The organism is Arthrobacter sp. ov407 (assembly GCF_900102895.1).
Lineage (GTDB): Bacteria > Actinomycetota > Actinomycetes > Actinomycetales > Micrococcaceae > Arthrobacter.
In genome coordinates this window covers 1-26,546 of record NZ_FNGD01000006.1, presented here as the reverse complement: position 1 = coordinate 26,546, position 26,546 = coordinate 1, and the positions used below count along the sequence as shown (strand labels likewise).

Below are 26,546 nucleotides of genomic sequence, written 5' to 3'. Positions count from 1 at the left end.
CCGCTACTTCTGGGCTGCCAGTTGGTTGATCTTCTCGGCGGAGGCCTTGAACGCGGCGTCTACGCTTTCGTTGCCGAAGATCACGGACTTGGCGTAGGCGGTGCGGAAGGTCTGCCAGACCTCAACGGAGTTAGACACGTTGGGCACCTCGACAGTGTGGCCGGCCTGCTCCGCGAACTGCTTGTAGAGGGGGTTCTTGGCGAAGTAGTCCGCGTAGGCGGCCGGGAGGTCCTTGCGCATCGGCATCTGGCCGGAGTCGGCGAGGAGCTTGCCGTCCTGTTCCTTGCTGGTGGCGAACTTCATGACTTCCCAGGCCGTGCCCTGGTTCTCGCAGGCAGAGTACATTGCAACATTCTTCGCGTCCGAGAACGTGGAGCCTTCGGTCTGGGCCTGTGCGGCGGGTACCGGCACAGCACCCCAGTTGACCTTGTTCTTGTAGGCGGCGATGGCCCACGGGCCGGCCAGCGACATGGCGGCCTTGCCTTCGGCGAAGGAGTCACCCTGGTAGACCTCTTTCGAGGCCAGGTTTTCCTTGTACAGGGTTTGGAACATGGTGGCTACCTGCTTGCCCTGGTCGCTGTCGAAGGTGGCCTTGCCATCCTTGACCAGCGGCGCGCCACCGGAGTTGGCGGCGTAGAAGGGGTAGAAGTCGAACCAGGACTGGAAGAAGTCACTGGCAGGGGACGGCCAGACGGCGTGGGCCGCGGCTCCGGACTTCACCAGGGTGCGGGCAGTGTCCAGGAATTCGGCCTGTGTGTTGAGCTTGGGGTTCTCGGCGTCCAGGCCAGCCTTCTTGAACAGGTCCTTGTTGTAGAAGAGGACCACGGGGTTGGACTTCCAGGGCAGCTGGTACATCTTGCCGTCGGCGGACTTGTACTGGTCGGCGAGGTCGCCGGTGCGATCCTTGATGTACTGGGCGCCATCAGGGAAGGAATCCAGCGGGACGAGTCCACCCTGCTTCTGGAACTGGGGAACGGCGACGGGAGCGGTGTTGAACACTAGGCAAGGGGCATTGCCGGCGGTGATGGCCGCGCCGATGACTTCCTCGGAGCTCTTGCCGGCCGGGATCTCCTGGGCATCGATCTTCTGGTCCGGGTGTGCGGAGTTCCACGACGCCACCATGGCCTTGCCCCACTTGACCTCGAACTCGTTGTTCGAGTACCAGATCTTGATGGGGCCCTTGGCCGTCGTTGCCGACTCGGCGCTACCGCCGTCGGCGCCGCCGCCGCAGCCGGCCAGGCCCGCTCCCATGATGGTCAGTGCGGCCATGGACAAGACTCGCGTGGCAATTGAAAAGCGCTTCATTGCGTCTCCTTGAGAGGGGTTGTTCTGGCGATGCGTGCCAGGGTTACGTGTTCAAGCAGGAAGGGGGTGAGGATCGTGCAAGCAGGAGAGGTGTGAGGGTTGTGAGGGAACGAAATTTCAGTCGACGGGGTCAGTCAGGGGCCGGTCCGGTGGAGGCCCTGATGACGAGGCGGGGCGCCGGGAGGGCGGTATCCTCGCTCTGGTGGGCCCCGGCCAGCTGGTTCAGGAGGACTTGGGCTGAAACCCGCCCCCACAGCATGGGGTCGGTGGCCAGGGTGGTGAGCGGCGGGTTGAGGTACTGGGTGAATTCCGCGTTGTCGTAGCCGGTGACGGAAAGGTCTCCCGGGACGCTGAGCCCGAGGGACTGTGCGTAGGACTGCCCGGCGGTGGCCATGAGGTCGTTGGCGTACACGATGGCTGTGGGCCGGTCCGCCCGGCGGAGCAGTTCTGCGGTGGCGGCCACTCCCCCCGCGGCGGTGAAGTCGGCGGCGGCAAAGTGGTCCGAGGGAAGACCGGCAGCGGCCAGCGCATCCTCCCAGGCCTGGCGGCGGCTCCGCCCGTGGATATACTCCTGCCCACCGCCCACATGGGCGATCCGGCGGTGTCCGAGGGTCACGAGATGTTCCACCGCCGCGAAGATGCCGGCCGACTCGTCCACAGACACAGCCGGGAACGGGGAACTGGCATCGGGCCGGTTCAGTGTTACCGCAGGCAACTTAAGCTCAAGCAGGAGCGGGATGCGGGAGTCGCCCCGCCGGACATCGGTGAGGATCACGCCGTCGACCCTGCCGTTGTCCACCAGCTTGCGGTAGCAGCGTTCCTCGGCGCCCGGGGCCGTGGCGACGCTGAGGACCAGGGTGTAGTCGTGCTCGGCGAGCGCGGTCTCGATCCCGGCGATGAAGGCCGGGAAGAACGGGTCAGTTCCCAGCAGGGAAGGGTCCCGGGCAACGACCAGGCCCAGCGCGTAGGCCTTGGCCGAGGACAGCCCTTTCGCCCGGAGACTCGGTTTCCAGCCGAGGTCCTTGGCCACCCTGAGGATGCGGTCCCGGGTGTCCGGGCTGACCCCGGGCTGGCCGTTGAGGGCGTAGGACACGGCACCCTTGCTGACGCCGGCCGCGAGGGCGACGTCGCTGATGGTGACTGCCATGGGCCATTCCCTTCGGATGTGGTCCTGAGGCAGTTCCCTGCACTGAACCGGTTAAGTGATGTCAACTACTAAACCGGTTCAGTTGCTGCTTGTCAAGGATAGGAAGCTGAATAGCGTCGGCCTGGCGGCATCGGAGCAGCCGCCAGGCCACGCGCTTCAGCAGTTGGCTGGCCTGTATTCGTAAGCCCCTGCATCGGCCGCCCCATCGCCGTGGCAGTCGCCCTCTTGGTTCGCCGGCCGCCCGTCCAGATCCATGGGGAACGGGCTGACCCCGGCCCGGTCAATGGCCGGGCTCGCGCCGGAGAGGTGAAGATCGGCGGGTGCATTTACAAAGTCGGCCGGCTCGGTGGTGGAGGTGGCGCTGGGAACGATATTGGTGGGGCCGTTGAGGACATTCCCTTGCTCCGTCCAGCCGGCACCGTCCATCCACAGCGCGCCGCGGACCGCTACGAGGATGTTTCCCCTGATGACAGTGGAGGCCGGGCATGATGCGTGGCAGACGAGGGCCTGGGAGTCCGGGCCATCCAGCCATACGGTGTTGAATTCGAACGTGGTGCTGTTGGTCGGGCCGAAGGAGGACGTCCTGCCGCGCGCGATCAGCCCCATGGCCTGGGAACAATTGGGGCCGCAGGTGGACCGGACGAGGTTGTAGCTGTAGGTGTTGCCGTTTGCGGTTCCGCCGCCTCCGCGCCCCAATTCGGAGAAGACGTTGTTATCCACGGCCACATTGTGGTGGATCCTGTTCCGGTTGCCGTTGAATATTTCGAAGGCGCTGCCGTCGTGGCCAAAGTCGTAGGACACTGCGGTAGAACCGGTGATGGTGTTGCCGGAGAACTCGTTGTCGCTGCCGTTGATCAGGAAGCCGAAGGCGCCCGAATCATCGGCGCAGTTCACGGCCGTCGCGGTGCCGCACCGCTCCCCCGGCGTGTTGGCGTTCATGATGTTGTTGTCAGCGAGCGTGTTGTTGGCATAGCTGCCGAAGTCGGATCCCTCGCTCACCTTGATACCCGCGGCGTTGTTCTTCGCGGCGGAGTTCCGTATGGAACCGTGGTCGCCGTAGATGCTGAACCCGGCATAGCCGCACGATTCCACCCGCAAGCCGTCCACGGCGATGTAGTCGCCGTCGAGGCTGACGCAAGTACCCGTCAGCCCCCCGGTAATGACAGGGAGATCGCCGGTTCCGTAGGCATTCAGGGTGATCTTGAGCCGGCTGGTGCCGCCCTGGCTGACCACAAGGCCGCCGGAGAAGACGTCTCCGCGGCGAAGGCTGACAGAGTCCCCGGGCCGCAACGCCGTGGCGTTGACCTTATCAAGCGTCCGCCAGGCAGATTCTGGCGATGTCCCGGCGTTGGCGTCGCTGCCGTCCGCGCTCAGGTAATACGTGGCACCCCCGGCCGAGGCCGGCGCGGATGCGCCGCCGAGCAGTCCCCCCAGGAACAGCAGGACGAGCAGCGTGGCGGCGGCTGTGGGCCTGATCTTCATGGGTGCACCTGGGTTTTCGCCATGTATCCGCGGATCCGGGCGCCACCGCCGGCCGGCGGACCACATCGGCACCCTGAGGAGGTTAACGCTATGAGCGGGTCGGGACTTAGTCAACGGACAAGTACCGGCGACAGCGCCGTAATGTTCCTTTTTGCTACTTGACGTTCTTTATTGTGCGATTATGATAGCTAATTATGTGAGCTGCTTCACGCCACCCGCGTTATTTCAAAGGAGAAATTATGACCATGCATGAGGACGCACTGCTCCGGGCCTCCAGCCAAGGCGGGTGGGACCGGAGGACGCTGCTGAAGACCTTAGGCGCCGGAGCAGTAGCGATGGCCGGCATTCCCCTGCTCACAGCCTGCACGGGCGGCAGCGCACCAGCCAGCAGCGGCGCCACGACGGGCACCTTCGGCTCCGGATCCTCCGACGAGGTCCCCAAGGCCGCCTACAAGGCGGTGACCGACGCTTTCCAGAAGAAGTCCGGCAGCACGATCACCACCAACGTGGTGGCGCACAACGATTTCCAGAACAAGATCAACACCTACCTCCAGGGCAGCCCGGACGATTCCTTCACCTGGTTCGCCGGCTACCGCATGCAGTACTACGCCGGCAAGGGACTGCTTGCCCCGATCGACGATGTCTGGGAAAAGGTCGGCGGAAACTACTCCGACGCCCTGAAGAAGGCCTCGACGGGCGCCGACGGCAAGATGTACCTGATCCCGAACTACAACTACCCCTGGGGCTTCTTCTACCGGAAGAGTCTCTGGACGGCAAAAGGCTACGCCGTCCCCACGACGTTCGATGAGCTGAAGGCGCTCTGCACCAAGATGAAGGGTGACGGCCTGATCCCGATTGAATTTGCGGACAAGGACGGCTGGCCCGCCATGGGCACCTTCGACTACCTGAACATGCGCCTGAACGGCTACCAGTTCCACATGGACCTCACCGCGCACAGGGAAAGCTGGGACCAGAAGAAGGTCAGCGATGTCTTCGACACCTGGAAGGCCCTGCTGCCGTTCCAGAACCCGAACGCCCTCGGCATGACCTGGCAGGACTCGGCGAAGTCCCTCGCGGACAAGAAATCCGGCATGTACCTGCTCGGTTCCTTCCTCACCCAGCAGTACACGGACAAGGCAATCGCCGACGACATCGATTTCTTCCCGTTCCCGGAAGTCGCGGTGGAAGGCCGGGACGCCATCGAGGCGCCCATCGACGGCCTCCTGCTCTCCAAGAAGGGCGGCCAGAACCAGGCCGCCCGGGACTTCCTGGCCTACGTCGGCACCCCGGAGGGCCAGGATGTGTACGCCTCGGTCGACTCGTCCAACATCGCCACCGCCAAGGGCGCCGATACATCCAAGTTCACTCCACTCAACAAGAAACTGGCCGAGGCCATCAGCGGCGCCAAGAACATCAGCCAGTTCTTCGACCGCGATGCCCTGCCCGCCATGGCCAACAACGTGATGATCCCGGCCCTGCAGTCCTTCATCAAGGACGGCAACGTCGATGTGAAAAACCTGGAAGCCCAGGCCAAGTCCCTCTACGCCGCGCAGTAGCGGCGTGTCACAACGCAAGGAAACTCCATGAGTGTCTCTACCAATCCGTCGGCGCGGGGGCGCAAAGCAGTCCCCGCCCCCGCGCGGCGGGTTCGGCGGCTGTCCGGCCGCGACAAAGTGGTGCTCGGCATGATGGTGGGCGTCCCCACGCTGATCCAGCTCGTATTGGTCTGGATCCCCACGCTCATGTCGGTCGGGCTGTCCTTCACCCGCTGGAACGGGCTGGAGCTGACCGACATCAAGCCCGCCGGCGTCGAGAACTACCTGTTCATCGCCCAGGATTACCCGCCGTTCTGGCCGGCCATGCAGCACAACTTGCTGTGGCTGGCGTTCCTGGCATTTGTCGCCACCCCGCTGGGGCTGCTGCTGGCCGTGCTCCTGGACCAGAACATCCGCGGCACGCGGATCTACCAGAGCATCTTCTTCGCCCCGGTGATGCTGTCCCTGGCTCTGATCGGGATCATCTGGCAGCTGTTCTACAACCGTGACAGCGGCCTCTTGAACTTCCTCCTCGGCACGGCGGGCACGCCCCAGGCCGTCGACTGGTTCGGGGATTCCAGCGTCAACATCTGGGCTGCCCTCTTCGCCGCCACGTGGCGGCACGCCGGCTACGTCATGATCCTGTACTTGGCCGGGCTCAAGGGAGTGGATCCGACCCTGCGGGAGGCGGCCCAGATTGACGGCGCCAACGCGGTCCAGACCTTCTTCCGGGTGATCTTCCCGGCCATGCGTCCGGTCAACGTCATCATCATCGTCATCACCGTCATCGAATCGCTCCGGGCGTTCGACATCGTCTACGTGATCAACCGCGGCACCAACGGCCTGGAACTCATCAGCGCCCTGGTCATCCAGAACCTGGTGGGCGAGGGGCAGGTGATCGGCATCGGCTCGGCCCTGGCCGTCATCCTGCTCGTCATCTCGCTGATCCCCATCACGTTCTACCTGTCCCGCGCGTTCGGAAAGGACAAAGAGGCATGAGCATCGCCCATCCAACCGATGCCGCCGCGGCCGGCACACCGGCGGACGCCAGGCAGCGCAGCTCCGCCGTGGGCAGGACCGCCCCCCGGCCCGGCCGGCCGGCCAACAACAAGCAGGGCAGGCGGCACTACGGCACCCACGTCTTCCTCATCGTTATGGCGGCGATCTGGCTGGTACCGCTGGGCTGGGCCATTTTCACCGCCCTGCGGCCCAAGGCGGACACGGACAAATACGGCTACTTCAGCACCGGCGGGGCCTTCAACTTCGACAACTTCACCCAGGCCTGGACGCAGGGCGGCTTTGCCCAGCTGTTCTGGAACTCCGTGCTCATCACGGTCCCGTCGGTGTTCCTGATCCTTTTCTTCGCCTCCATGATGGCGTTCGCCGTGAGCCGGGTGAGCTGGAAGTTCAACATCACCCTGCTGATCATGTTCACCGCCGGAAACCTGCTGCCCCCGCAGGTGCTCGCGGCGCCGCTCTTTGAAATGTTCAAGCACTTCGAGCTGCCCTACGCCGTCAGCGATTCCGGGAACCTGCTCAACACCTACATCAGCGTGATTGCCGTGGACACCGCCTTCCAGATCGGCTTCGTGACGTTCGTTCTCTCGAACTACATGAAGGCCCTGTCCCCGGAACTGACCGAGGCGGCGCTGGTCGACGGGGCCGGCGTCTGGCGTCAGTACTGGGACATCATCCTGCCGCTGTGCCGCCCGGCCCTGGCCGCCATGGGCACGCTCGAGGTGATCTTCATTTACAACGACTTCTTCTGGCCCCTGCTCTTCATCCAAAGCGGCGACCGCCTTCCGGTCACCACCGCGATCAACAACCTCCAGGGCCAGTTCCTCTCCAACTACAACCTGATCGCCGCCGGCGCCATGATCACGGCCATCCCCGCCCTGATCATCTACCTGCTCCTGCAGCGCCACTTCGTGGCGGGCCTGACCCTCGGCTCCAGCAAAGGATAAACGTGGACAACGACATCAATGACAAAAAAGCCGCTGCCATGGACTACATCACCGCCCGCCTCGGCGCCGAAGGCTCCCCGATGCTGGCATTCGGCGGAGACTACAACCCGGAGCAGTGGCCCGAGGAGACCTGGGACGAGGACGTCCGGCTGATGCGCGAGGCCGGCGTCAACCTGGTCAGCGTGGGCATCTTCAGCTGGTCCCTGCTGGAGCCGTCCGAGGGCGTCTACGAGTTCGGCTGGCTGGACCGGGTCCTGGACCTGCTGCACGCGAACGGCATCCGGGTGGACCTGGCGAACGCCACGGCGTCCCCGCCGCCCTGGTTCAGCCACAAGTACCCCGAGTCCCTCCCGGTAACGGCCGACGGCGTGCGGCACAGCTACGGTTCCCGCCAGGCCTTCGCAGCCTCGAGCGCCGAATACCGCCGGGCCGCCGCGGCACTGACCGAGCAGATCGCCGTCCGGTACAAGGACCACCCCGCCGTCGTGATGTGGCACGTCCACAACGAGTACGGCTGCCACAACCAGCCGGATTTCTCCGACGGCGCCGCCGCAGGCTTCCGGCGCTGGCTCGAGCGCCGGTACGGCAGCCTCGAGGCCCTCAATGCCGCGTGGGGCACCGCCTTCTGGTCCCAGCGCTACTCGGCCTGGGAGCAGATCCTGCCGCCGCGCACCTCCGGGACCTGGGTTAACCCGACCCAGCAGCTGGACTTCGCCCGCTACTCCTCCGACGAACTGCTCGAGTGCTACAAGGCCGAGGCCGCGATCATCCGCTCGCACTCAGGGCATCCGGTGACCACCAACTTCATGGGGTTCAGCATGGGCCTGCACCGGCCCGTTGACTACTGGCGCTGGTCCGAGGAGATGGACGTCGTTTCCAACGACCACTACCTGATCGCCGAGGACCTGCGGAACTTCCAGGAACTCGCGGCAACCGCGGACCTCACCCGCGGCTGGGCCAAGGGCAAGCCGTGGCTGCTCATGGAGCATTCCACCTCTGCCGTGAACTGGCAGCCCCGCAACATCGCCAAAGCGCCCGGCGAGATGCTGCGCAATTCCCTGCAGCACGTTGCCCGCGGCGCCGACGGCGCGCTCTTCTTCCAGTGGAGGGCCTCGCGCGCGGGCGCCGAGAAGTTCCACTCCGGGCTGCTGCCGCATGCCGGCACGGACACGAAGGTTTGGCGCGAAGTGGTCCAGCTGGGCCAGGCGCTGCGCAGCCTGGCCGAAGTCAGCGGCTCGGTGGTCACGGGCGCATCCGGCCGGGTGGACGTCGCGATCCTCCACGACACCGACGCCCGCTGGGCCTCGGAACTGGACTCGCACCCGAGTGTGGACGCCTCCAACATCGCGGAAACACGGCGCTGGCATGATGCCTTCTACCGTGCCGGCATCCCCACCGACTTCCGCCAGAGCACCGACGACCTCTCCGGCTACCGGCTCGTCGTCGCGCCAATGCAGTACCTCGTCAGCGATGCCGGGGCCGCGAATCTGGACGCGTACGTCCGCTCCGGCGGCCACCTCGTGGTGACCTACTTCTCCGGTATCGTGGACGAAAATGACCACATCAGGCTTGGCAGTTACCCCGGCGCGTTCAGCGGACTGCTGGGCGTCCGCATGGAAGAATTCTTTCCGCTGCGTGGCGGCGAAAGCGTCCGGCTCAGCGGTTTCGGCGCGGGTACCTGCTGGAACGAAATGGGGCGGGCTACCACCGCCGAGGTGCTCGCGGCCGTGGAAGAGGGACCGGCCGCCGGCTCCCCCGCCGTGACCCGCAACCGCGCCGGAAGCGGCCGCTCCTACTATGTCGCCACGACACTCGCGCCGGAGGGCCTGGGCGAACTGCTCGCCGTCGTCTGCGCCGATGCCAGGGTGCAGCCGCTCGTTCCGGAGCTGCCGGACAATGTGGAAGTTGCCCGGCGCAGCAAGGACGGGACCGACTGGACGTTCTGCATTAACCACGGGGACCACGACGTCCGGCTGCCGCTGGACGGCGTCGACCTGCTCACCGGCGCCGAGCTCGACGGCGGGCTCGGCCTCGCTGCCGGAGCTGTCGCCGTCGTCCGTTCCCGTGCCGCCCAATTGGTCGGCACGTCCGCCAGCCACTCAAGCCACTCAAGCCTGTAAGGACTCCACATGCTAGCCGCAGCCCGCCATTCCGCCATCCTCGCGGAGGTCCAGCGTGAACGGATCGTCCGTGTCGCCGACCTCGCCAAGATGCTCGGCGTCTCGCTGATGACCGTGCGGCGGGATATCGAGGCACTAGACGCGGCGGGCGCCGTGGAGAAGATCCACGGCGGGGCCAAACTGCCCGGCGGAGCCGGCACCCACGAGCCAGGCTTCGAGCTGAAGGTGACCCAGCTCAAGGACGAAAAGATGGCGATTGCGCACGAGGCGGCCGCACAGGTGCGCGAGGGCATGGCGGTGGGGCTCAGCGCCGGCACCACCACGTGGGCGTTGGCCCAGCTGCTGTCCGCCGGTCCGCGGATCACGGTGGTAACTAACTCGGTGCGGATCGCCGACGTCTTCCACCAGAGTTCGTCCCCGTCCACCGTGATCCTGACCGGCGGCGAACGCACACCCTCCGATGCCCTCGTCGGGCCGCTGGCCACGTCCTCGCTCAAGCAGCTGCACTTGGATGTGCTGTTCCTCGGCGTCCACGGCGTCGACGCCGACGCCGGGTTCACCACCCCCAACGTGCTGGAAGCCGAAACCAACCGGGCCTTCGTCACTGCGGCCCGCCGGGTGGTGGTGCTGGCCGACCACACGAAGTGGGGCACCCTCGGCATCAGCACGATCGCCAGCCTGGAGGATGCCGACGAACTGATCAGCGACGACCTCCTCGGCAGCGAGGCCCGGCGCATCCTCGGCGAGCGCGTCGGCCGGCTCCGCCTGGCCAGTACCGGCGACGCCCCGCACACCAGCGCTGCGAGCCCCACAGCAGCCGCAGGCTGACCGGCGCGGCCCCATCCCATCCACCCACTACGCCTGGAGCTACCGTGAACAACCCGGACCTCACCCTTGCCGCCGAGACCCGCTCCGTCCTGGGCGTCCCGGACCTGTTGTTGTCGGATCTGGAGCCGTTGTACCTGCGCCGGTCCGGCACGTCCCTTCTCATCGACTTCAGCACGGGCGAGGCCGCGCTGCTGCACTTCGGCGCCGACCTCGGCCCGGCCCTGCCGGACCTTTCGCTGCTCGGCGACGCCGTCCCGCACTCGGCCTTTGACGTTCCGGTCACGCTGGGACTGATCCCGCAGGCGTCCTCCGGCTGGCGTGGGCGGCCAGGCCTCCGCGGGCACCGGAACGGCCAGGCGTTCTCGGCCCGCCTGCGCGTAGTCAGCGTTGAGCGTTCCGGCGGGGAGCGTTCTGGCGGGGAGGCCTGCTCTGCCGTCATCACCCAGTCCGACCCCGAGGCCGGTGTCAGCGTCCGCACGGAGATCAAGATCAACGACGGCGGCCTGCTCCAGCTCCGGCACCGGCTCGACAACGATGGCGCCGGCCCGTACAGCCTTGACGAACTCGCGGCCGTGCTGCCGGTGGGCCGCGCCGCCACAGAGATCCTGGACCTGACCGGCCGCTGGTGCCGGGAGTCCCACCCCCAGCGCCAGCCGCTGCACCAAGGCACGTGGGTCCGCTCCGGCCGGCACGGCCGGACCGGCCATGACGCCTCGCTCCTGCTGGCAGCCGGAACCCCCGGATTCGGCAACCGCCACGGGCAGGTCTGGGCCGTGCATCTGGGCTGGAGCGGCAACCACGAAAGCTTCGTGGACGCCGCAGCGGACGGCCGGACCGTCATGGGCGCCTCGGAACTGCTCGGTGCCGGCGAGATCAGCCTGGCCGCGAATGCCAGCTACGAGACCCCCTGGCTGTTCGCGGCGTACTCCGCCGCGGGGCTGGACGGCATCAGCGATGCTTTCTACACCTGGTTCCGGGGCCGCCCGCACCACCCCGGCGTGCAGTCCGGCAAAGCCCGCCCCGTGGTCCTCAACGTCTGGGAAGCGGTGTATTTCGACCACCGAATGCCGGTACTGCTCGATCTCGCCGAATCCGCCGCCCGGCTGGGCGTGGAACGCTACGTCCTCGACGACGGCTGGTTCCGCGGCCGGCGCAACGACCAGGCGGGCCTGGGCGACTGGTACGTCGACGAGGACCTCTGGCCCGGCGGCCTGGCCCCGCTGATCGACGCAGTCACCGGCCACGGCATGGAATTCGGCCTCTGGGTCGAACCCGAAATGGTCAACGAAGACTCGGACCTGGCCCGCGCCCACCCGGACTGGATCGCCGGCCCGGCCGGCCGGCTGCCGGAACGGTGGCGGCACCAGCAGGTCCTCGACCTCGTCAATCCGGAGGCCTGGCAGTACATCTTCGACAGGCTCGATGCCCTGTTGAGCGAATACCGGATCAGCTATCTCAAATGGGACCAGAACCGGGACCTGACCGAAATGGGCCACGCCGGCCGCCCCTCCGTGCACGCCCAGACGCGGGCCGTTTACCGGCTCCTCGACGAGCTCCGCTTGGCCCACCCGGACGTTGAGATTGAAAGCTGCTCCTCCGGGGGCGCCCGCGTGGATCTCGGAATCCTGGAACGCACCGACCGGATCTGGGCCTCGGACTGCAACGATGCACTGGAACGGCAGACGATCCAGCGCTGGACCGGCATGGTGGTGCCGCCGGAGCTCGTCGGTTCGCACATCGGACCCACCACGAGCCACACCACCGCGCGTACGCACGATCTCTCCTTCCGGGCGATCACCGCCATGTTCGGCCACTTCGGTCTCGAATGGGACGTGAGGCACCTCGCCGATTCCGAGCGGACCGAGCTTGCCGGGGCCATCGCGCTGTTCAAGCAGTACCGTCCCCTGCTGCACAGCGGACGCATGGTACGGGCCGACGAGCCAGACCCAGCCCTGCGGCTCCACGGTGTCGTGTCCCATGACGGCGGCGAGGCCCTCTACGCCCTGGTTTCCCTGGCGACGTCGTTCGCCGAAGTCCCGGGGCGGGTCTGCCTGCCGGGGCTGCTGCCGGACGCCGCGTACCGGGTGGAAGCGGTCTACCCCGCGGCTGATGACAGGCGGGCGTTTCTGCAGGCGGTGCCTCCAGCGTGGCTTGCCGGCGGCGTCGAGGCGACCGGACGGTTCCTGGCGGAGTCCGGCCTCCCAATGCCTGTCCTCAACCCGGAGCACGGGCTGCTCCTGGCCGTCCGCCGCGTCACCGCTGCCGCTCCAGCCGCTGCCGGCGGCCACCCCGTGAGGAAATCCTGACAATGGGCCAGATTACGAAACGTTCCTATAAGCTCTCCGACGGCCGGGACATCATCTACTTCGATGATGCCGATACCGTCCTGCCCCCGGACCGCGGGGACGATCTCCGCGAGCCGACGCTCCGTCCGCCCACGGCCACCATGCGCCAGGACGTCCTGTCCGGGGAGTGGATTTCCATCGCCGCCGCCCGGCAGAACCGGGTGGTTCTGCCACCGTCGCACCTGGACCCGCTGGCCCCGGCGTCGCCGGAGAATCCCTCGGAAATTCCGAGCCTCTACGATGTCGCCGTCTTCGAAAACAAGTCCCCGTCCTTCGGACCGGACCTATCGGGGGCCGCCGCGCCGGAGGGACTGGATGACCTCGCCGTGGTGGGGCTGGGGCGCAGCCGGCAGTCTGTGGGCCGGTGCGAAGTGGTGTGCTTCTCCCCCGAACACACCGGATCCCTGGCGGGGCTGCCCCTGTCCCGGATGCGCACGGTGGTGGAAGCCTGGGCGGACCGGACGGCCGCGCTGTCCGCGCTGCCCGGCGTCGAACAGGTTTTCCCGTTTGAGAACCGCGGCGAAGCGATCGGCGTGACGCTGCACCACCCGCACGGACAGATTTACGCCTACCCATACATCACGCCCCGCACTGCCCAGCTGGTCCGCACGATCGAGAGCTACGGCGGCTCGCTGTTCGAGGACATCCTCAGCTTCGAGCAGAAATCCGAGCGCGTGCTGCTCCAGGGCGAGCACTGGACGGCGTTTGTCCCGTTTGCTGCGCGCTGGCCGCTGGAAGTGCACATCCTCCCGCACCGGCACGTCCCGGACCTCGCCGCCACGACGGACGAGGAACGCGACGAGTTCTCCTGGCTGTACAGCCGGCTCCTGCGCGCCGTCGATGCCCTCTACGACACCCCCACTCCGTACATTTCGGCGTGGCACCAGGCTCCCGTCCACGCCCATCGGGACGACATCCGGCTCATGCTGCAGCTGACCTCGCCCCGCCGGGAGGAGGACAAGCTCAAGTTCCTGGCAGGGTCGGAGGCCGCGATGGGCGCATTCATCGCGGACATCCCGCCGGAAACGGCAGCCGCCCGGCTCCGCGAGGCCATGGAAAAGGCCGGGCTCGAGCCATTCCGCCCAAAACTGCCAGCAACGGAACAGGAAGCAACAGAACAGCCAGTAGCAGAACAGGAAGCCGCCCAGCCATGAACGAGGTCCTTCTGGGAAGTGAGTACTTTGCCAGCCAGTTCGGCGGCGCGCCGGACGGCTTGTGGTCGGCGCCCGGGCGGGTCAACCTGATCGGCGAGCACACGGATTACAACGACGGCTTCGCGTTTCCGATCGCCATCGACAAGCGCACCACGGTGGCGGCCCGCGCCCGTGCAGACCGCCTGCTCCGGGTCACAAGCAACTCCTTCCCCGGCGTGGTCGAGGTGAGCCTCGACCACCTGGACCCTGATGCCCTGACCGGCTGGGCCGCTTACCCGCTGGGCGTGGCCTGGGCGATGTCCCGGGCGGCGCCCGGCGGTGCGTTCGACGGCGCGTCCGACGGCGCCGGTTCGTTCGTCGTCTCCCCAGCCGGTTCCGGCGTCGGTCCCCGGATGTCCGGCCTGGACCTGGCGTTGACCTCGGATGTCCCGGCCGGCGCCGGGCTGTCCTCCTCTGCCGCCGTCGAATGCGCGGTGGCCCTGGCCCTGAACGATCTCTGGGAGTTGGGGCTGGACAGGCAGGAACTGGCCCGGATCGGCCAGCTGGCCGAAAACCGGGTGGTCGGTGCACCCACCGGCATCATGGACCAATCGGCCTCGCTCCTGGGCGAGCCGGATCATGGCATCCTGCTCGACTGTCAGAACCTGTTGACGGAGACCGTTCCCCTCGGCTTCGCCGGTGCCGGGGTGGGGCTCCTCGTGATCGACACCCGCACCAGCCATTCCCATGCCGACGGCGGCTATGCCAGCCGCCGTCGTTCCTGCGAGGACGGCGCCCGCCGCCTCGGCGTCGGCAGCCTGCGGGCAGTGAGCACGGATGATCTCCCCCGCGCCGCAGCACAGCTCGACGGACAGACCTACCGCAGGGTCCGCCACATCATCACGGAAAACCAGCGCGTGCTGGACACCGTCGCTGCATTGCGGACCTCCGGCGCCGCCGCCATCGGGCCGTTCCTCAACGAATCGCACCTGTCCATGCGGGACGACTTCGAGATCTCCACCCCCGAGCTCGACCTCGCCGTGGCCAGCGCGCAGGATCTGGGCGCCATCGGCGCACGAATGACCGGCGGCGGCTTCGGCGGGGCCGCCATCGCCCTGGTCCGGAACGACGACGCCGGCAAGGTGGCCGGGGGTATTGCCCGCGACTTCGCCCGCGCCGGGTACGCGGCCCCGCACATCTTCCCCGTCACCGCCTCGGAGGGGGCCCGCCGGGAAGAGTAGCCCGGGACGCCGGCCGGAGCGCCGGCCCTTAGGCCGTAAGGCCTTTAGGCCCGCACCAGCCGGGCAGCGTCGGCCAGAAGCTCCACCGAGCGGAGCCGGGCCTCGGTGCCGGTGCTCTGGTGCGCCACGATCAGTTCGTCGGCGTCGGCGTGCTCCGTGAACTCCTCGAGGTACGCCAGGACGGCATCGGGAGTGCCGACAGCGGAGTACTTCATCATCTGCGCCATGTGCTGGCCCTGGGGCGAGTCGAGGATCATGTCCGCCTCGTCGTCGCTGAACACGCGGCCGTTGCCGAAGAACAGCGAGACCCTGGCCCGCTTGGTGGCCTGGAACATCGCCTGGGCGTCGGCGGCCGTGTCCGCGGCAACGACATTGACGCCGGCGATCACGTGCGGGGCGTCGAGCTGTGCGGACGGCCGGAATTCGCGGCGGTAGATGGCCACCGCGTCCTGCAGGGCGTTGGGCGCGAAGTGCGAGGCGAAGGCGTAGGGCAGGCCCAGCTGGGCTGCCAGCCTGGCGCCGAACAAGGACGAACCCAGGATGTACAACGGCACATTGGTGCCCTTGCCCGGGGTGGCCTCCACGCCCTGAATGCGGGTGGGGCCGGTCAGGTAGCCCTGGAGTTCCAGGACGTCCTGCGGGAAGCTGTCTGCCGACATCGGATCGCGGCGCAGGGCACGCATGGTGTTCTGGTCGCTGCCCGGCGCCCGCCCCAGCCCGAGGTCGATCCTCCCCGGGTGCAGGGTTTCGAGCGTGCCGAACTGTTCCGCGATGGTCAGCGGCGAGTGGTTGGGCAGCATCACGCCGCCGGCGCCGAGCCGAATGCTGGAGGTGTGGGCCGCGACGTGGGCGATCAGCACGCTCGTGGCGGAGGAGGCGATCGAGGACATGTTGTGGTGCTCGGCGTACCAGATCCGCCGGTAGCCCCGGTCCTCGGCGAGCTGCGCCATGGCCACGCTTCCGGCGAAGCTCTCGGCCGCCGTCTGGCCCGGGCCGATGGTTGCGAGATCAAGAATGGAAAGCGGAACAGTCACGGAAAAGCCGGCCTTTCGTAGCGGAGCAGTGTTCGGGCCGGAGTTTGGGGCTGCGGTCCTGGGCGGCGCCGGGTTTCCGGCGCGGGCACACTGGGATCAACGACGGCGGCCCCCGGGATATTTCTGCACATGTTTCTGCACATATTTCTGCACATATTTCTGCACTGCGCGGACGGCCCACCCTCAGCCGGGCCGGCAACCGACTGCTGCCCGCTGGCCTCTGTTGCCTGCTTCTGCCTCTACTTCACCGGTTCAGCGGGATCCCGTGCACGAGTAGTTGTAGTCGAGGCCGCCGGAGATGTACTGCGTCATCGAGACGCGGCTGCGCGGGGCGAGTCCGGGGCGGGCGCAGTTCGCCTTGGCGACGGCCGCCGATCCCGCTCCAGCGAGCCAGCTCGGCAATCCTGCCAGCGGGCTGGTGAACTTCACGGTTCCGGCGATCTTTCCCCACTGGTAGGCGGTGGAATAGAGGCCCACGCGGGCGCCGATCCTCTTGAAATAGGCGGTCATGCCTTCCAGGACGGCGACATTGGCGGCCTTGTCTGTCTGCCAGGTGTTTTCCGTTTCCACATCCAGCCACCAGAGGTAGGACTGCGGGTTGCTGACGCCGCGGCGCTTGGCGTCGTCGGATGCCTTGGCCCACCCGTACATGTAGGAGCAGGCTTTGAGCGACCCCAAGGCGCAGTTGCCGTAGGGGTTGGTGACCTTCACCCCGTTGTAGGTGTTCAACGTGGGCCACCAGGATCCCTGCCGGGCGGGGTTGGCCGTGTTGACGTACAGCGCCACCCTCGGCTGCGCCGTCGTTTCCGGGGACTTTGCGGTCTTCGCCCAGGCCAGCTGGCTGGCGAGGCAGGGGTTCGTGTTGTTGGCCAGGCCGTGGTTGACGCCGACGATCGCGAAGGCGGGCTGCTTTGGGAGGGCCTTGCCGCACTGCGGCCAGGACACATCGATTCCGGGTCCCGAGGTACTGGCCGTAGCGGCCGAGGCGGGGCTTCCGCCCAAGAGGACAAGGCCGAGGGTCACGACAAAGGCCACTACGAAGCGCGGGAACGAGTTGGGCATGCCACAGTCTAAGGCAAAATCGAAGAAACGCTAATCGGTGGCGTAATTGGCCACGGCGCCGATTTTGCCGCCGAAACGCCCACAGCGCACCCGGATGAGCACCCCCGAGTCGCCCGGGCGAGGACCCAATACACCGTGGTTCGTGGAGGATGTCCTGAAGGCCGGGTCCGGGAACCCCGGACCCGGCTAAGCTAACCGCATGGCCATCAAATCCACTGCAGACAAAGTCGCCACAATCGTCCAGGGCTACACTCTGGACGGCCCGACCATCGAGCTCGGAGCGGCGATCGTCGACGGCGAACTCCACAAGGACGCCCCCGTCCGACTGCCGCTCGCGATGATGAACCGGCACGGCCTCGTGGCCGGGGCGACAGGCACCGGCAAGACCGTCACGCTGCACATGATGGCCGAACAGCTCTCCACGGCGGGCGTGCCCGTGTTCCTTGCAGACATCAAAGGCGACCTCTCCGGTCTGGCCACTGCGGCCACGGGCAGCGACAAGCTCCTGGCCCGGACGGAGAGCATCGGCCAGGCGTGGGCAGGCAAGACCTTCCCGGTGGAGTTCCTGGCCCTCGGCGGCGACGGCCAGGGCATCCCGGTCCGGGCCACCATCACCTCCTTCGGCCCCATCCTGCTCTCCCGGGTCATGGACCTGAACGAGACCCAGGAATCCAGCCTGCAGCTCGTCTTCCATTTCGCGGACAAGAACAACCTGGAGCTGATCGACCTCAAGGACCTGCGGGCCGTGATCCAGTTCCTGACCTCGGCCGAGGGCAAGGACGAGCTTGAGGAACTCGGCGGCCTCTCCAAGGCAACCGCCGGCGTGATCCTGCGCGAACTGATCACGCTCGAGGCGCAGGGCATGGAGAAGTTCTTCGGCGAACCCGAATTCGACACCGCCGAACTGCTGCGTACCGCGCCGGACGGCCGCGGCGTGGTCAGCTGCCTGGAGCTGCCGACTCTGCAGACCAAGCCCATGCTCTTCTCGACGTTCCTCATGTGGCTTCTCGCCGACCTCTTCGAGGACCTGCCAGAGGCCGGGGACCTCGACAAGCCCAAGCTCGTGTTCTTCCTGGATGAGGCACACCTGCTGTTCAACGGCGCCTCGAAGGCCTTCCTTGACGCCATCACCACCACCGTCCGGCTCATCCGGTCCAAGGGCGTCGGCATCTTCTTCGTGACGCAGACCCCCAAGGATGTCCCCGCCGACGTCCTCGGCCAGCTGGCAAACCGGGTACAGCACGCCCTCCGCGCCTATACGCCGGAGGACGCCAAGGCCCTCAGGGCCACCGTCTCCACATTCCCGACCAGCGACTACGATCTCGAGGAGACCCTCACGACTGCCGGCATCGGCGAGGCCGTCATCACCGTCCTGAATGAGAAGGGCGCGCCGACCCCTGTGGCGCTGACCCGGCTCCGCGCCCCGGAATCCGTGATGGGGCCCAGCACCGACGCCCTGATCTCCAGCACCGTCGCTGCCTCCGCGCTCCTGCCCAAATACGGCACCGCCGTCGACAACATCTCGGCCTACGAGAAAATCACCGCCGAAGGCGGTGATTACACAGGCGCTGCCCCCACCGGGCCGGCCGCCGGGACCGCACACCAGGGCGACGATCTGGACCCCAACGCCGTCGACGCCGAAGCCCGACGGATCGAGGAAGAAATCCTTGGCCGTCCCAGCAGCCGTCCCGCGCCGGCGCCGGGGACGCCCGAACACGGGAATGCGCCCGAGCGTCGGGCCCCGCGCCCGGCGCAGCCGGCGGACGGCGGCGGGATCGGCGGTGACCTCGCGGGTGCCCTCGGCGGAGGCCTCAAGAGCATGGCCCGATCGCTGGGGACCCAACTCGGCAGGGAGCTGCTCCGCGGCGTCTTCGGCACTTCCTCGAAACGCCGCCGCCGCTAGGGACAAACACGGGGCGGAGTCCCACCGAATGGTCCTGGCCCGACGGCGGCCAGCCATGCTCCGCGTCACAGATGCGGACCGTGACACGGAGATTCCTGTGGGGTGCAGGTAACGTAAGAATCGTGCAAATGAGTCAGTCGTTGGTCAAAATCGCAGCAGTGTGGCTGCTCGGACTGATGCTTGCCGTGGCCGGGGCCATCGTGTCCATCAACCTGGTGAACAACTCCATTGCCGGGCCCCAGCAGCCAGTCCGCGAATATCTCAGCGCCCTGCAAAAGGGCGATGGCGAAAAGGCGTTGGGGCTGTTGCGCGCCTCCGTGCCACAAAGCAACCCGGCGATGCTCGACGGAACCGCCCTGCAAACCGCGGCCGCGCGCATCACCGACGTCAAGCTTGGTGACGCTGAAGAGCGCGGCGGCAACCAGGTCATGGTGCCCATGGACTACGCCATCGACGGCAGCCACTTGCGGACAGAGTTCCTGCTGGAACGCTCCGGCACCGAGTGGCTGTTCTTCCACAAATGGTCTTTCGTCCCGGCTGCACTGCCCGTCATGGACGTCACCGTGGTCAACTCCAGCGAGGCCACCCTCAACGGGGTACCGGTAAACATGCCCAACGGCCGCAACTCCTTCGCTGTCTTCTACCCCGGCGAGTACGAGGCCGCGCTGAACGGCCAGTACTTCTCCGCCCCGGCCACCCGGGCAACAGTGACGGGCGGGGACGCGCGCCCGGCCTCGCTGAACCTGCTGACCGAGGCCACAAACACCCTAAAGGACGCCGTGAGCGGCAAGGTCAAGGAGTTCCTGGACTCCTGCGCCGACGAGGCCGACAAGCAGCAGAAGCTGCAGCCCGACTGCCCGTTCTACCACGCCACCAACAACCGCGTGATGGACGGGACCATCGACTGGAGCATCACGGACTACCCCACCGTCAGCATCGAGCCGTTCGGCGGCCGCTGGGTGGTAGCGCCCCTGAACGGCAAGGCACGGATCAAGGCTCGCCAGGTGGACCTGTTTACGGGCGCCCCGACCAACATCAACTCCGTCCACGATTTCAGCTTCACGACCCGCCTGGACATCGACGGCGACACCGTCAAGCTCACGCCGCAGATCAACTACTAGAGCCCGGCGGGATTCCCCGCCGCAGGGTCCCTCTCCCGTCACGCAGCGCAGACTTTGAGCCATTCGAGAGCCCGGCTCCCCTGGAAACCCACGGATATCTTCTCCCGTTACTGTTTTCTGGGCCCTGGTTCCTGCCTTGCGGCAAGCGTTGCTTCGCTCTTGACAAGGCAGGCAACGCCCTAAAGTCTTTGGACATGACAATTCGATTCGCCCTAAGCCTCGCAGCCGCGGCAGGGTTGGCGCTGTTGTGTGGGTGCGCGACGCAGGGGAACGCGACGCAGGGGAATCCGACAAGTGGGCCCCCGACAGGCCCGGCCGCCGCCGCGAACTCGCCCTATAACCTCTACACGCACTGCGGCATCCATGAAGCGCTTGTACAGGGCACATACTTCGTTGCCGACGAGGCGCTGGACGATGGCCATGGCAACCCGCCTGAAGGCTGGAATAACCCCTACCAGCCCGGCACCATCATCGTCACCGGCCCAAAGGCCACCTTCCACGATGACGCCGGCCACACGGTGACCTTCCAGGCACGCCCTGGCGCCACAGGTTTCCTCAAAACCTGCTCATGATTCGCCCCGCCTAGCAGGCGCGGCACCCCAGGCGGCCGTATGTGGATAATTCCGCGTCACGCCGGGCAGCTTTTTGAAGCCCCGGGAGTCGACGAGCGGCGGGATTCCGCGGCTACAGGTTCCGAAGAAAGCCAAAAGGCTGCTGTCCGTGACGCCAGGTCACGGACAGCAGCCTTTTGCTTAGAAGCGGGTCAGTCCATTCCGCGCAGGTCCAGGACTAGCTCGGTGTCGCCGTCGGCCTGCAGGAGCACGGGGATCCCCCAGTCCTGCTGGTACAGGTGGCAGGCCGCGTGGTCCGGGATCTCGCCGTCGGCGTCCTCGGGTCCGTCACACGCCGCCGCGCGGGCGGTGATGTGCAGGACGCCTTCGGGAACGTCGGAGGAAAGCTCCAGGGTGCGGAGGAGCCCCACTGAGGTCCCGCCGCCGGAGACCAGCAGTTCGGGCGGTGTGGACGAGATCTTCAATTGGGTGGGATCGCCCCAGCGGTCGTCAAGCTTCTGCCCGGTGGGCGCCGTGAAGCGCACCGCCAGTTCGAGCAGCCCGGGCGCCACTGGGCTCTTGGGCCGGTGGGTCTGCGCAGCGCCCTCGTCCACCTGCTGGGCTTCCTTGGGGATGGGCACGTACACCAGCTGGTGCTTGTTGGCCTCGACCACCACCAGCAACGGCTCGGCTCCGGCGACCTGGGTGTGGTCAACAATCACGTCGGAGGGCTCGGACAGTCCGCGCGCCAGCGTGGAGACCATGCCCGTTGCCGGGTCGTAGCGGCGGACTGCACCGTTGTACGTGTCCGCGATGGCCACCGAGCCGTCAGGGAGCACCGTCACACCGAGCGGGTGCTGCAGCCGCGCCTCTGCGGCGGGGCCGTCGCGGAAGCCGAAGTCGAACAGGCCCTTGCCCACGGCCGACTCAACGGTGACGCTGCCGGCGTCGCCAATTACGAGTTTGCGCAGGGCGGAGGTCTCGGAGTCAGCCACCCAGATGTTGCCGCCGGCGTCCTCGGCGAGGCCGGAGGACTGGGCGAACCAGGCTTCAGCGGCCGGGCCGTCCAGGAGCCCTTCGAGGCCGTTGCCGGCGATGATCTTTACGGCGCCGGAGGTCGGTTCGAAACTGAAGATCTGGTGCACTCCAGCCATCGCCACCACCACGGCGTTGAGTTTGGTGGACCAGACGACATCCCACGGCGAACTCAGGGACACCGCAAGCGGATCCGGCTCGAGCCGGGTGCCGTAGGCGGCGCCCTCCTCGTCCACGCGGGCCGGGCCGGTTTCCAGCAGCCGCTGCACGCCGTTGCCGGCCAGGGTCCGGACGGTTCCGTCCGCGAGGGACAACCCGCGGAGCCGGTGGTTCACCGAGTCGGCAATTACGACGTCGTATCCGGCGTCCGCGGCGACGTCCTCAGGCAACAGCACCAGGCCCTGCGGTTCATTGAACCGGGCGGTGGCGGCGTCGCCGTCGGCGTGGCCCTTTTCACCTGAGCCGTACGTGCCCAGCACCGTCTTAAAGTCGGTGGAGAGTTCCACGAGCCGGTGATGACCGGTGTCGGTCACCAGCCACGAGCCGCCCCCAGCGCTTCCGACGCCACGGCCGGCGGGCAAGAACAGGGCCTTGCCCGGGAAGCGCAGCGTGCCCGACGTCGGTTCCGGCGCCACATAGGGGCCGTCGCCGCGGTGCAGGGTGCCCCTGGCCTCATGCTCGGCGATCAGTTCGGGGATCAGCACGGCGAGGCCGTCCGCGTGGCCTTCTCCCGAGAGGTGCGCCACGATGTAGCCCTCGGGATCGATGACCACCAGAGTGGGCCACGCCCGGGCCGTGTAGGCCTTCCAGGTGTCCAGCTCGGGGTCGTCGAGGACCGGGTGGCGGATCTCGTAGCGTTCGACGGCGGCCGCCAGCGCCACGGGATCGGCCTCATGCTCGAACTTGGGCGAATGCACGCCGACCGTCACCAGGACATCCGAGTACTGCTGCTCGAGCGGACGGAGCTCGTCCAGGACGTGCAGGCAGTTGATGCAGCAGAACGTCCAGAAGTCCAGCAGCACGATCTTGCCGCGCAAGGCTTCGAGGTCCAGGGACTTGCCGCCGGTGTTCAGCCAGTTGCGGCCCACCAGTTCGGAGGCCCGGACCCGGAGGTGGGTGCGTACGGTTTCGGTCATGAGCGTCCTTCCAGCTTTGAATTGCGTTCGGCAAGCCTGGCGTCGCGCTCGGCCAGCTTGGCAAACATATCGTTGTAAGCGGTGAGATCGGCGTCGTTATTCCTGTCCGCCGCCCGGTCGGTGCGTTTGGACTCGCGCGCGTCGGACTGGGACCACATAACGGCGACGCCGATCGCCACCAGCAGGGTTGGCACTTCGCCGATGCCCCAGGCCACGGCACCGCCCATCTGCTGGTCAAGCAGGGCCGAGGGGCCCCACGTCCGCCCCAGGTTGCCGAAGTAGTCCGCGGCCAGCAGCCCCGTGCCGCCCATGATGGCGACGCCGAAGAACGCGTGGAAGCCCATGGTGGCCAGCAGCAGCAGCAGCCGCATGGGGTACGGCGCGCGGCGCGGCAGCGGATCGGTGCCGATCATGGTGAGCACGAAGATGTAGCCGGTGAGGGCGAAATGCAGGTTCATGAGCTCGTGGCCCACGTGGTCCCGCATCGCGTAGCCGAACGCGTCCGAGTAGTAGAAGAGCACGATCGAGCCGGCGAAGTTGGCGGCCGCGAACAGCGGATGGGTCACCAGTTGCGAGAACTTGGAGTGGATGAAGATCATCAGCCACTCACGCGGTCCGCGGGAGCTGTCGCGCCGCGCGGTGAGCGCCCGGAGCGCCAGCGTCACGGGGGCGCCGAGGACCAGGAAGATGGGGGCGACCATGGTCAGGGCCATGTGGTCCACCATGTGCGCCGAAAACAGCACCCTGCCGTAGACCGACGGCGGCCCTGAGGTCACGTACGTGAGGACCGCGAGCCCGATCACCCAGTTGACCGTCCGGAACCAGGGCCACGAGTCGCCCCGTTGCAGCACCTTCCGGACACCGAGGACATAGGACACCAGGGCAAAGACTGCGACGGCGACCCAGAGCCAGTCGAACCGCCACTCCGTGAGCCAGCGTTCCGGGGTCAGTTCCGGCGGCAGCTCGTAGCCGGAGAGGATGAAGGCCGGCGACGCATCGGGGGCGAAGGTGGTGGGCTGCGGCGGGGCAGAGCGCCCCAGCGCCACGGCGATCCCGGACGTCGCTCCCATGATGACCAGCTCCACGATCACCAACTGCCACAGCACTTGGCGCGCGGACCTGCCCATGCCGCGGTTGCCCAGCTGCGGGATGACCCAGCGGCGGTGCATGAGCCCGATGCCGCCCAGCACAAGGACCGCCGCCGTCTTGGCGAGGATCAGTTGCCCGTAGGCCGAACCGAAGAGGTCTGCCCATGTGGTGAGGCGGATGCTGGCGTTGATCACGCCTGAGGCGAAGACCAGAACGAAGGCAAAGCCCGCAAGGGATGAGAACCGGCGCAGGGTTGGTTCGGTGATGTCTGCGGTCCGCGGGGATGCACCTGAGGTGCGCCCGCCGGCGCCGGTGCCGCCCAGGACGCCGGAAAGGACTGCCAGCATGATGATGCCGCCCACCCAGGCCGATACGCCCACCAGGTGCAGGCCGAGCGAGTTGATGGCGCCCTCGTGGTCACTGGAGCTTGAGGAGTGTCCGATCAGGGCGGCGGGGATCAGTCCGATCAGCGAAAGGACCAGCGTCAGTGCCAGCCCACCCCGGGAGCGCACCCCGAAAAGGGCGGTGGTAACCACGGCCGCGATGATCACGACAGCCAGCCAGGCGCGTCCCGTTTCGATGTCCGTCATGAAGTACACCAGGGAACGGGTGAATTCCGGGTCCCCGGAGATGCCCTGTCCTGAAATGTCCGCGTAGCCCAGGACCAATACGGAGATCGCGGAGAGCGTCCAGACGGCGCCCGCGGCCGCGGCCACGGCCAGCGCCCGGGTGAAGGCCGGATGTTCGGGGGCGTCCTGTTCCTTGGACCGGGAGCCGTTCCTGTTTCGCGGGAGGATGCCGACGGCGAAGATCAGGCCGCCGATCACGGTGGCCACGGCGATGTTGTGGACCGCTTTGCTCACCGGCAGCCCCCAGCGCACCAGCGCACCCGGATCCGAGACCTCGCGGGCGGCTGTCGCGCCGGAAAAGATGAGTGCCGCGGCCAGGCCCACGAACAACGCGCCAAGGCCGACAATCAGCCACGGCCGGGCAACCCCGCCGGGACCTTGGCCAGGGCCGCGCGCGTCCCCGGGGGGAACGGGCGCTGCGGTTGTGGGCGTGGGATTTACTGCGGAAGGCACACCTCCATTGTCCGCTACCCCGCTCTGCTCAGCGAATCGGCCCCAGGTGCCCGGCCTTGGGGGACCCGCTTAGTCGAACGGTCGTCGAACGGACCCGGCTCGGGCGGGGAACGCACGGGGATCGGGCGGGGAACGCAAAAGGAGCGGCAACCCGAGGGTTGCCGCTCCTTTCAAGCCTGCGAAGAAGACTACTTCTTCTTGGCGACTGCAGCCTTCAGCTTGGAGCCAGCGGTCAGCTTGACGCTGTGGCCAGCGGCAATCTGGATGGTCTCGCCGGTCTGCGGGTTGCGGCCGGTGCGAGCTGCACGGTCGGTGCGCTCGACTGCGAGCCAGCCCGGGATGGTGATCTTTTCGCCCGCGGCGACAGAGGTCTCGAAGACCTCGAACAGTGCGTCGAGCACGGAGTTGACTGCTGCCTGGCTGGTGCCGGCCTTGCCTGCGACCTCTGCAACAAGTTCACTACGGTTCTTAGCCATTTATGTCCTCCTGGACGGTCATGATATTTGGAGTCTGCACACGGCATGCGTACAAACCACTGTTCGAAAACTTACCAGCTTGGCGCCTCAGAGGTGGCAAATTCCGCGTGTTTTCGGCGTTTTTTGGGGAAAATCACTGGAATCGACGCCGATCGCGGCCAAATTGCGCCGAGAGCGGACGCCCCTTAGCCGGCGCCGATTCAGCGAGATCCGCCGCCGAGCCCGACGGCCGACTTTCCGCCGCCTGGCACTGGAGCGACGGCGGGGCCGGAGCGGCCTCGTGAGAGGCCTGGGCCGGCAGCCCTGGCGGGCTGTTTTGGGGGCTAAAGCGGGCTGTTTTGTCCGTTAAATGCGGGAGGACCCCCAACCTTGGTTGGGGGTCCTCGACCGTAATGGTGTTCCGGCGGTGACCTACTCTCCCACACCCTCCCGGGTGCAGTACCATCGGCGCTGTGGGTCTTAGCTTCCGGGTTCGGGATGGGACCGGGCGTTTCCCCCACGCTATGACCGCCGTAACCCTGTGTCCGCACCCTGCCGGCGCCTGATGGCGTGGGGGTGGGAAATCTGTGGTTACAACATGTTCGCTGCGGCGAAAGCCGCAGATGTGGTGTTGTTATTTGGTTGTGGTTTTGTTCCTGTTGCAACGTGCCGTTTAGTAACGGGTTTGTTGTTTGGGAACCACATAGTGGACGCAAGCAGTCTTGTTTCTTTGTACCCCTTCCATGGTGTGAACGTCTTTTGAATCCGTTCACGGAGGGGTGTGTGGTGTAAGTTATCGGCCTATTAGTACCGGTCAGCTTCACGAGTCGTTAGTCCTCGCTTCCACATCCGGCCTATCAACCCAGTGGTCTGGCTGGGGGCCTCTCACACACAAGGTGTATGGAAATCTCATCTCGAAGCGAGCTTCCCGCTTAGATGCTTTCAGCGGTTATCCCATCCGAACGTAGCTAATCAGCG

19 protein-coding genes and 2 rRNA genes are annotated in these 26,546 nt (G+C 66.8%); 11 read left to right on the top strand and 10 right to left on the bottom strand.

All coding sequences use genetic code 11. From position 1 onward, the window contains the following. Positions 1-3 precede the first annotated feature (3 nt). From BLS42_RS09055 to BLS42_RS09045, 3 genes are all read right to left on the bottom strand, one after another. Positions 4-1,305 (bottom strand): ABC transporter substrate-binding protein, encoded by a 1,302-nt coding sequence (locus BLS42_RS09055; RefSeq protein ID WP_090579769.1) that lies wholly within the window; start codon positions 1,303-1,305, stop codon positions 4-6. A 130-nt stretch (positions 1,306-1,435) separates the two neighbouring features. After that, positions 1,436-2,452, bottom strand: a complete 1,017-nt coding sequence (locus BLS42_RS09050; RefSeq protein WP_090579766.1) for a LacI family DNA-binding transcriptional regulator — start codon at positions 2,450-2,452, stop codon at positions 1,436-1,438. Between the two features lie 156 nt (positions 2,453-2,608). After that, positions 2,609-3,934 (bottom strand): right-handed parallel beta-helix repeat-containing protein, encoded by a 1,326-nt coding sequence (locus BLS42_RS09045; RefSeq protein ID WP_090579763.1) that lies wholly within the window; start codon positions 3,932-3,934, stop codon positions 2,609-2,611. Between the two features lie 239 nt (positions 3,935-4,173). Here BLS42_RS09045 and BLS42_RS09040 point away from each other — a divergent pair, with 239 nt between their 5' ends. The 8 genes from BLS42_RS09040 to galK all read left to right on the top strand — a co-directional run bounded on the left by BLS42_RS09040 (position 4,174) and on the right by galK (position 15,100). Further along, positions 4,174-5,490: an ABC transporter substrate-binding protein gene (locus BLS42_RS09040; protein ID WP_090579759.1), complete on the top strand. Its 1,317-nt coding sequence runs from the start codon at positions 4,174-4,176 to the stop codon at positions 5,488-5,490. Positions 5,491-5,517: 27 nt separating this feature from the next. Then, complete coding sequence (locus BLS42_RS09035) at positions 5,518-6,468, top strand: carbohydrate ABC transporter permease (protein WP_090579756.1); 951 nt, start codon at positions 5,518-5,520, stop codon at positions 6,466-6,468. Beyond that, positions 6,465-7,433 carry a carbohydrate ABC transporter permease gene (locus tag BLS42_RS09030; protein WP_090579753.1) on the top strand — a complete coding sequence of 323 codons (969 nt, stop codon included), beginning with the start codon at positions 6,465-6,467 and terminating at the stop codon, positions 7,431-7,433. Before BLS42_RS09035 ends, BLS42_RS09030 begins: the two co-directional genes overlap by 4 nt. Positions 7,434-7,435: 2 nt before the next feature. Next, complete coding sequence (locus tag BLS42_RS09025) at positions 7,436-9,553, top strand: beta-galactosidase (RefSeq protein WP_371129543.1); 2,118 nt, start codon at positions 7,436-7,438, stop codon at positions 9,551-9,553. A 9-nt stretch (positions 9,554-9,562) separates the two neighbouring features. After that, positions 9,563-10,381, top strand: coding sequence for a DeoR/GlpR family DNA-binding transcription regulator (locus tag BLS42_RS09020; RefSeq protein WP_090579750.1), 819 nt, complete (start codon positions 9,563-9,565; stop codon positions 10,379-10,381). Between the two features lie 119 nt (positions 10,382-10,500). After that, complete coding sequence (locus BLS42_RS09015) at positions 10,501-12,687, top strand: alpha-galactosidase (RefSeq protein WP_090580376.1); 2,187 nt, start codon at positions 10,501-10,503, stop codon at positions 12,685-12,687. A gap of 2 nt (positions 12,688-12,689) precedes the next feature. Beyond that, complete coding sequence (gene galT, locus BLS42_RS09010; protein WP_090579746.1) at positions 12,690-13,880, top strand: galactose-1-phosphate uridylyltransferase; 1,191 nt, start codon at positions 12,690-12,692, stop codon at positions 13,878-13,880. After that, positions 13,877-15,100 (top strand): galactokinase, encoded by a 1,224-nt coding sequence (galK, locus tag BLS42_RS09005; RefSeq protein ID WP_090579742.1) that lies wholly within the window; start codon positions 13,877-13,879, stop codon positions 15,098-15,100. Before galT ends, galK begins: the two co-directional genes overlap by 4 nt. A gap of 44 nt (positions 15,101-15,144) precedes the next feature. On the opposite strand, the gene BLS42_RS09000 is transcribed toward galK, so the two are convergent. Both BLS42_RS09000 and BLS42_RS08995 read right to left on the bottom strand, forming a co-directional pair. After that, a complete protein-coding gene (locus BLS42_RS09000) occupies positions 15,145-16,134 on the bottom strand; it encodes an LLM class flavin-dependent oxidoreductase (RefSeq protein WP_090579740.1) in 990 nt (329 codons plus the stop codon). A gap of 252 nt (positions 16,135-16,386) precedes the next feature. Then, a complete protein-coding gene (locus BLS42_RS08995; protein ID WP_090579737.1) occupies positions 16,387-17,196 on the bottom strand; it encodes a glycoside hydrolase family 25 domain-containing protein in 810 nt (269 codons plus the stop codon). A 199-nt stretch (positions 17,197-17,395) separates the two neighbouring features. On the opposite strand from BLS42_RS08995, the gene BLS42_RS08990 reads away from it, so the two are divergent. The 3 genes from BLS42_RS08990 to BLS42_RS08980 all read left to right on the top strand — a co-directional run bounded on the left by BLS42_RS08990 (position 17,396) and on the right by BLS42_RS08980 (position 20,792). Then, positions 17,396-19,099 (top strand): helicase HerA-like domain-containing protein, encoded by a 1,704-nt coding sequence (locus BLS42_RS08990; RefSeq protein ID WP_090579735.1) that lies wholly within the window; start codon positions 17,396-17,398, stop codon positions 19,097-19,099. A gap of 128 nt (positions 19,100-19,227) precedes the next feature. Then, entirely contained in the window at positions 19,228-20,220 is a 993-nt protein-coding gene (locus BLS42_RS08985) for a hypothetical protein (RefSeq protein WP_090579733.1), read from the top strand. A 194-nt stretch (positions 20,221-20,414) separates the two neighbouring features. Then, a complete protein-coding gene (locus BLS42_RS08980; RefSeq protein ID WP_090579730.1) occupies positions 20,415-20,792 on the top strand; it encodes a hypothetical protein in 378 nt (125 codons plus the stop codon). A 191-nt stretch (positions 20,793-20,983) separates the two neighbouring features. Here the strand turns inward: BLS42_RS08980 and BLS42_RS08975 are convergent, their stop codons facing one another. The 5 genes from BLS42_RS08975 to BLS42_RS08955 form a co-directional block, all read right to left on the bottom strand. After that, entirely contained in the window at positions 20,984-22,942 is a 1,959-nt protein-coding gene (locus BLS42_RS08975; protein ID WP_090579723.1) for an NHL domain-containing thioredoxin family protein, read from the bottom strand. Then, positions 22,939-25,113, bottom strand: coding sequence for a bifunctional copper resistance protein CopD/cytochrome c oxidase assembly protein (locus BLS42_RS08970; RefSeq protein WP_371129542.1), 2,175 nt, complete (start codon positions 25,111-25,113; stop codon positions 22,939-22,941). The genes BLS42_RS08975 and BLS42_RS08970 overlap by 4 nt, the downstream gene beginning before the upstream one ends. 188 nt (positions 25,114-25,301) lie before the next feature. After that, positions 25,302-25,589, bottom strand: coding sequence for an HU family DNA-binding protein (locus tag BLS42_RS08965; protein WP_011776355.1), 288 nt, complete (start codon positions 25,587-25,589; stop codon positions 25,302-25,304). A gap of 398 nt (positions 25,590-25,987) precedes the next feature. Continuing rightward, positions 25,988-26,104, bottom strand: a 5S ribosomal RNA gene (gene rrf, locus BLS42_RS08960). 247 nt (positions 26,105-26,351) lie between these two features. Then, positions 26,352-26,546, bottom strand: a 23S ribosomal RNA gene (locus tag BLS42_RS08955); the annotation flags it as partial.

Excerpts from the sequence above, each read along its gene's own strand:
- BLS42_RS09035 (WP_090579756.1), top strand. The coding sequence starts at position 5,518 with ATGAGTGTCTCTACCAATCCGTCGGCGCGGGGGCGCAAAGCAGTCCCC.
- BLS42_RS09050 (WP_090579766.1), bottom strand. The coding sequence starts at position 2,452 with ATGGCAGTCACCATCAGCGACGTCGCCCTCGCGGCCGGCGTCAGCAAG.
- BLS42_RS08975 (WP_090579723.1), bottom strand. The coding sequence starts at position 22,942 with ATGACCGAAACCGTACGCACCCACCTCCGGGTCCGGGCCTCCGAACTG.
- BLS42_RS09045 (WP_090579763.1), bottom strand. The coding sequence starts at position 3,934 with ATGAAGATCAGGCCCACAGCCGCCGCCACGCTGCTCGTCCTGCTGTTC.
- BLS42_RS08985 (WP_090579733.1), top strand. The coding sequence starts at position 19,228 with ATGAGTCAGTCGTTGGTCAAAATCGCAGCAGTGTGGCTGCTCGGACTG.
- BLS42_RS09055 (WP_090579769.1), bottom strand. The coding sequence starts at position 1,305 with ATGAAGCGCTTTTCAATTGCCACGCGAGTCTTGTCCATGGCCGCACTG.
- BLS42_RS08990 (WP_090579735.1), top strand. The coding sequence starts at position 17,396 with ATGGCCATCAAATCCACTGCAGACAAAGTCGCCACAATCGTCCAGGGC.
- galK (WP_090579742.1), top strand. The coding sequence starts at position 13,877 with ATGAACGAGGTCCTTCTGGGAAGTGAGTACTTTGCCAGCCAGTTCGGC.
- BLS42_RS09030 (WP_090579753.1), top strand. The coding sequence starts at position 6,465 with ATGAGCATCGCCCATCCAACCGATGCCGCCGCGGCCGGCACACCGGCG.
- galT (WP_090579746.1), top strand. The coding sequence starts at position 12,690 with ATGGGCCAGATTACGAAACGTTCCTATAAGCTCTCCGACGGCCGGGAC.
- BLS42_RS09040 (WP_090579759.1), top strand. The coding sequence starts at position 4,174 with ATGACCATGCATGAGGACGCACTGCTCCGGGCCTCCAGCCAAGGCGGG.
- BLS42_RS08995 (WP_090579737.1), bottom strand. The coding sequence starts at position 17,196 with ATGCCCAACTCGTTCCCGCGCTTCGTAGTGGCCTTTGTCGTGACCCTC.
- BLS42_RS08965 (WP_011776355.1), bottom strand. The coding sequence starts at position 25,589 with ATGGCTAAGAACCGTAGTGAACTTGTTGCAGAGGTCGCAGGCAAGGCC.
- BLS42_RS08980 (WP_090579730.1), top strand. The coding sequence starts at position 20,415 with ATGACAATTCGATTCGCCCTAAGCCTCGCAGCCGCGGCAGGGTTGGCG.
- BLS42_RS09020 (WP_090579750.1), top strand. The coding sequence starts at position 9,563 with ATGCTAGCCGCAGCCCGCCATTCCGCCATCCTCGCGGAGGTCCAGCGT.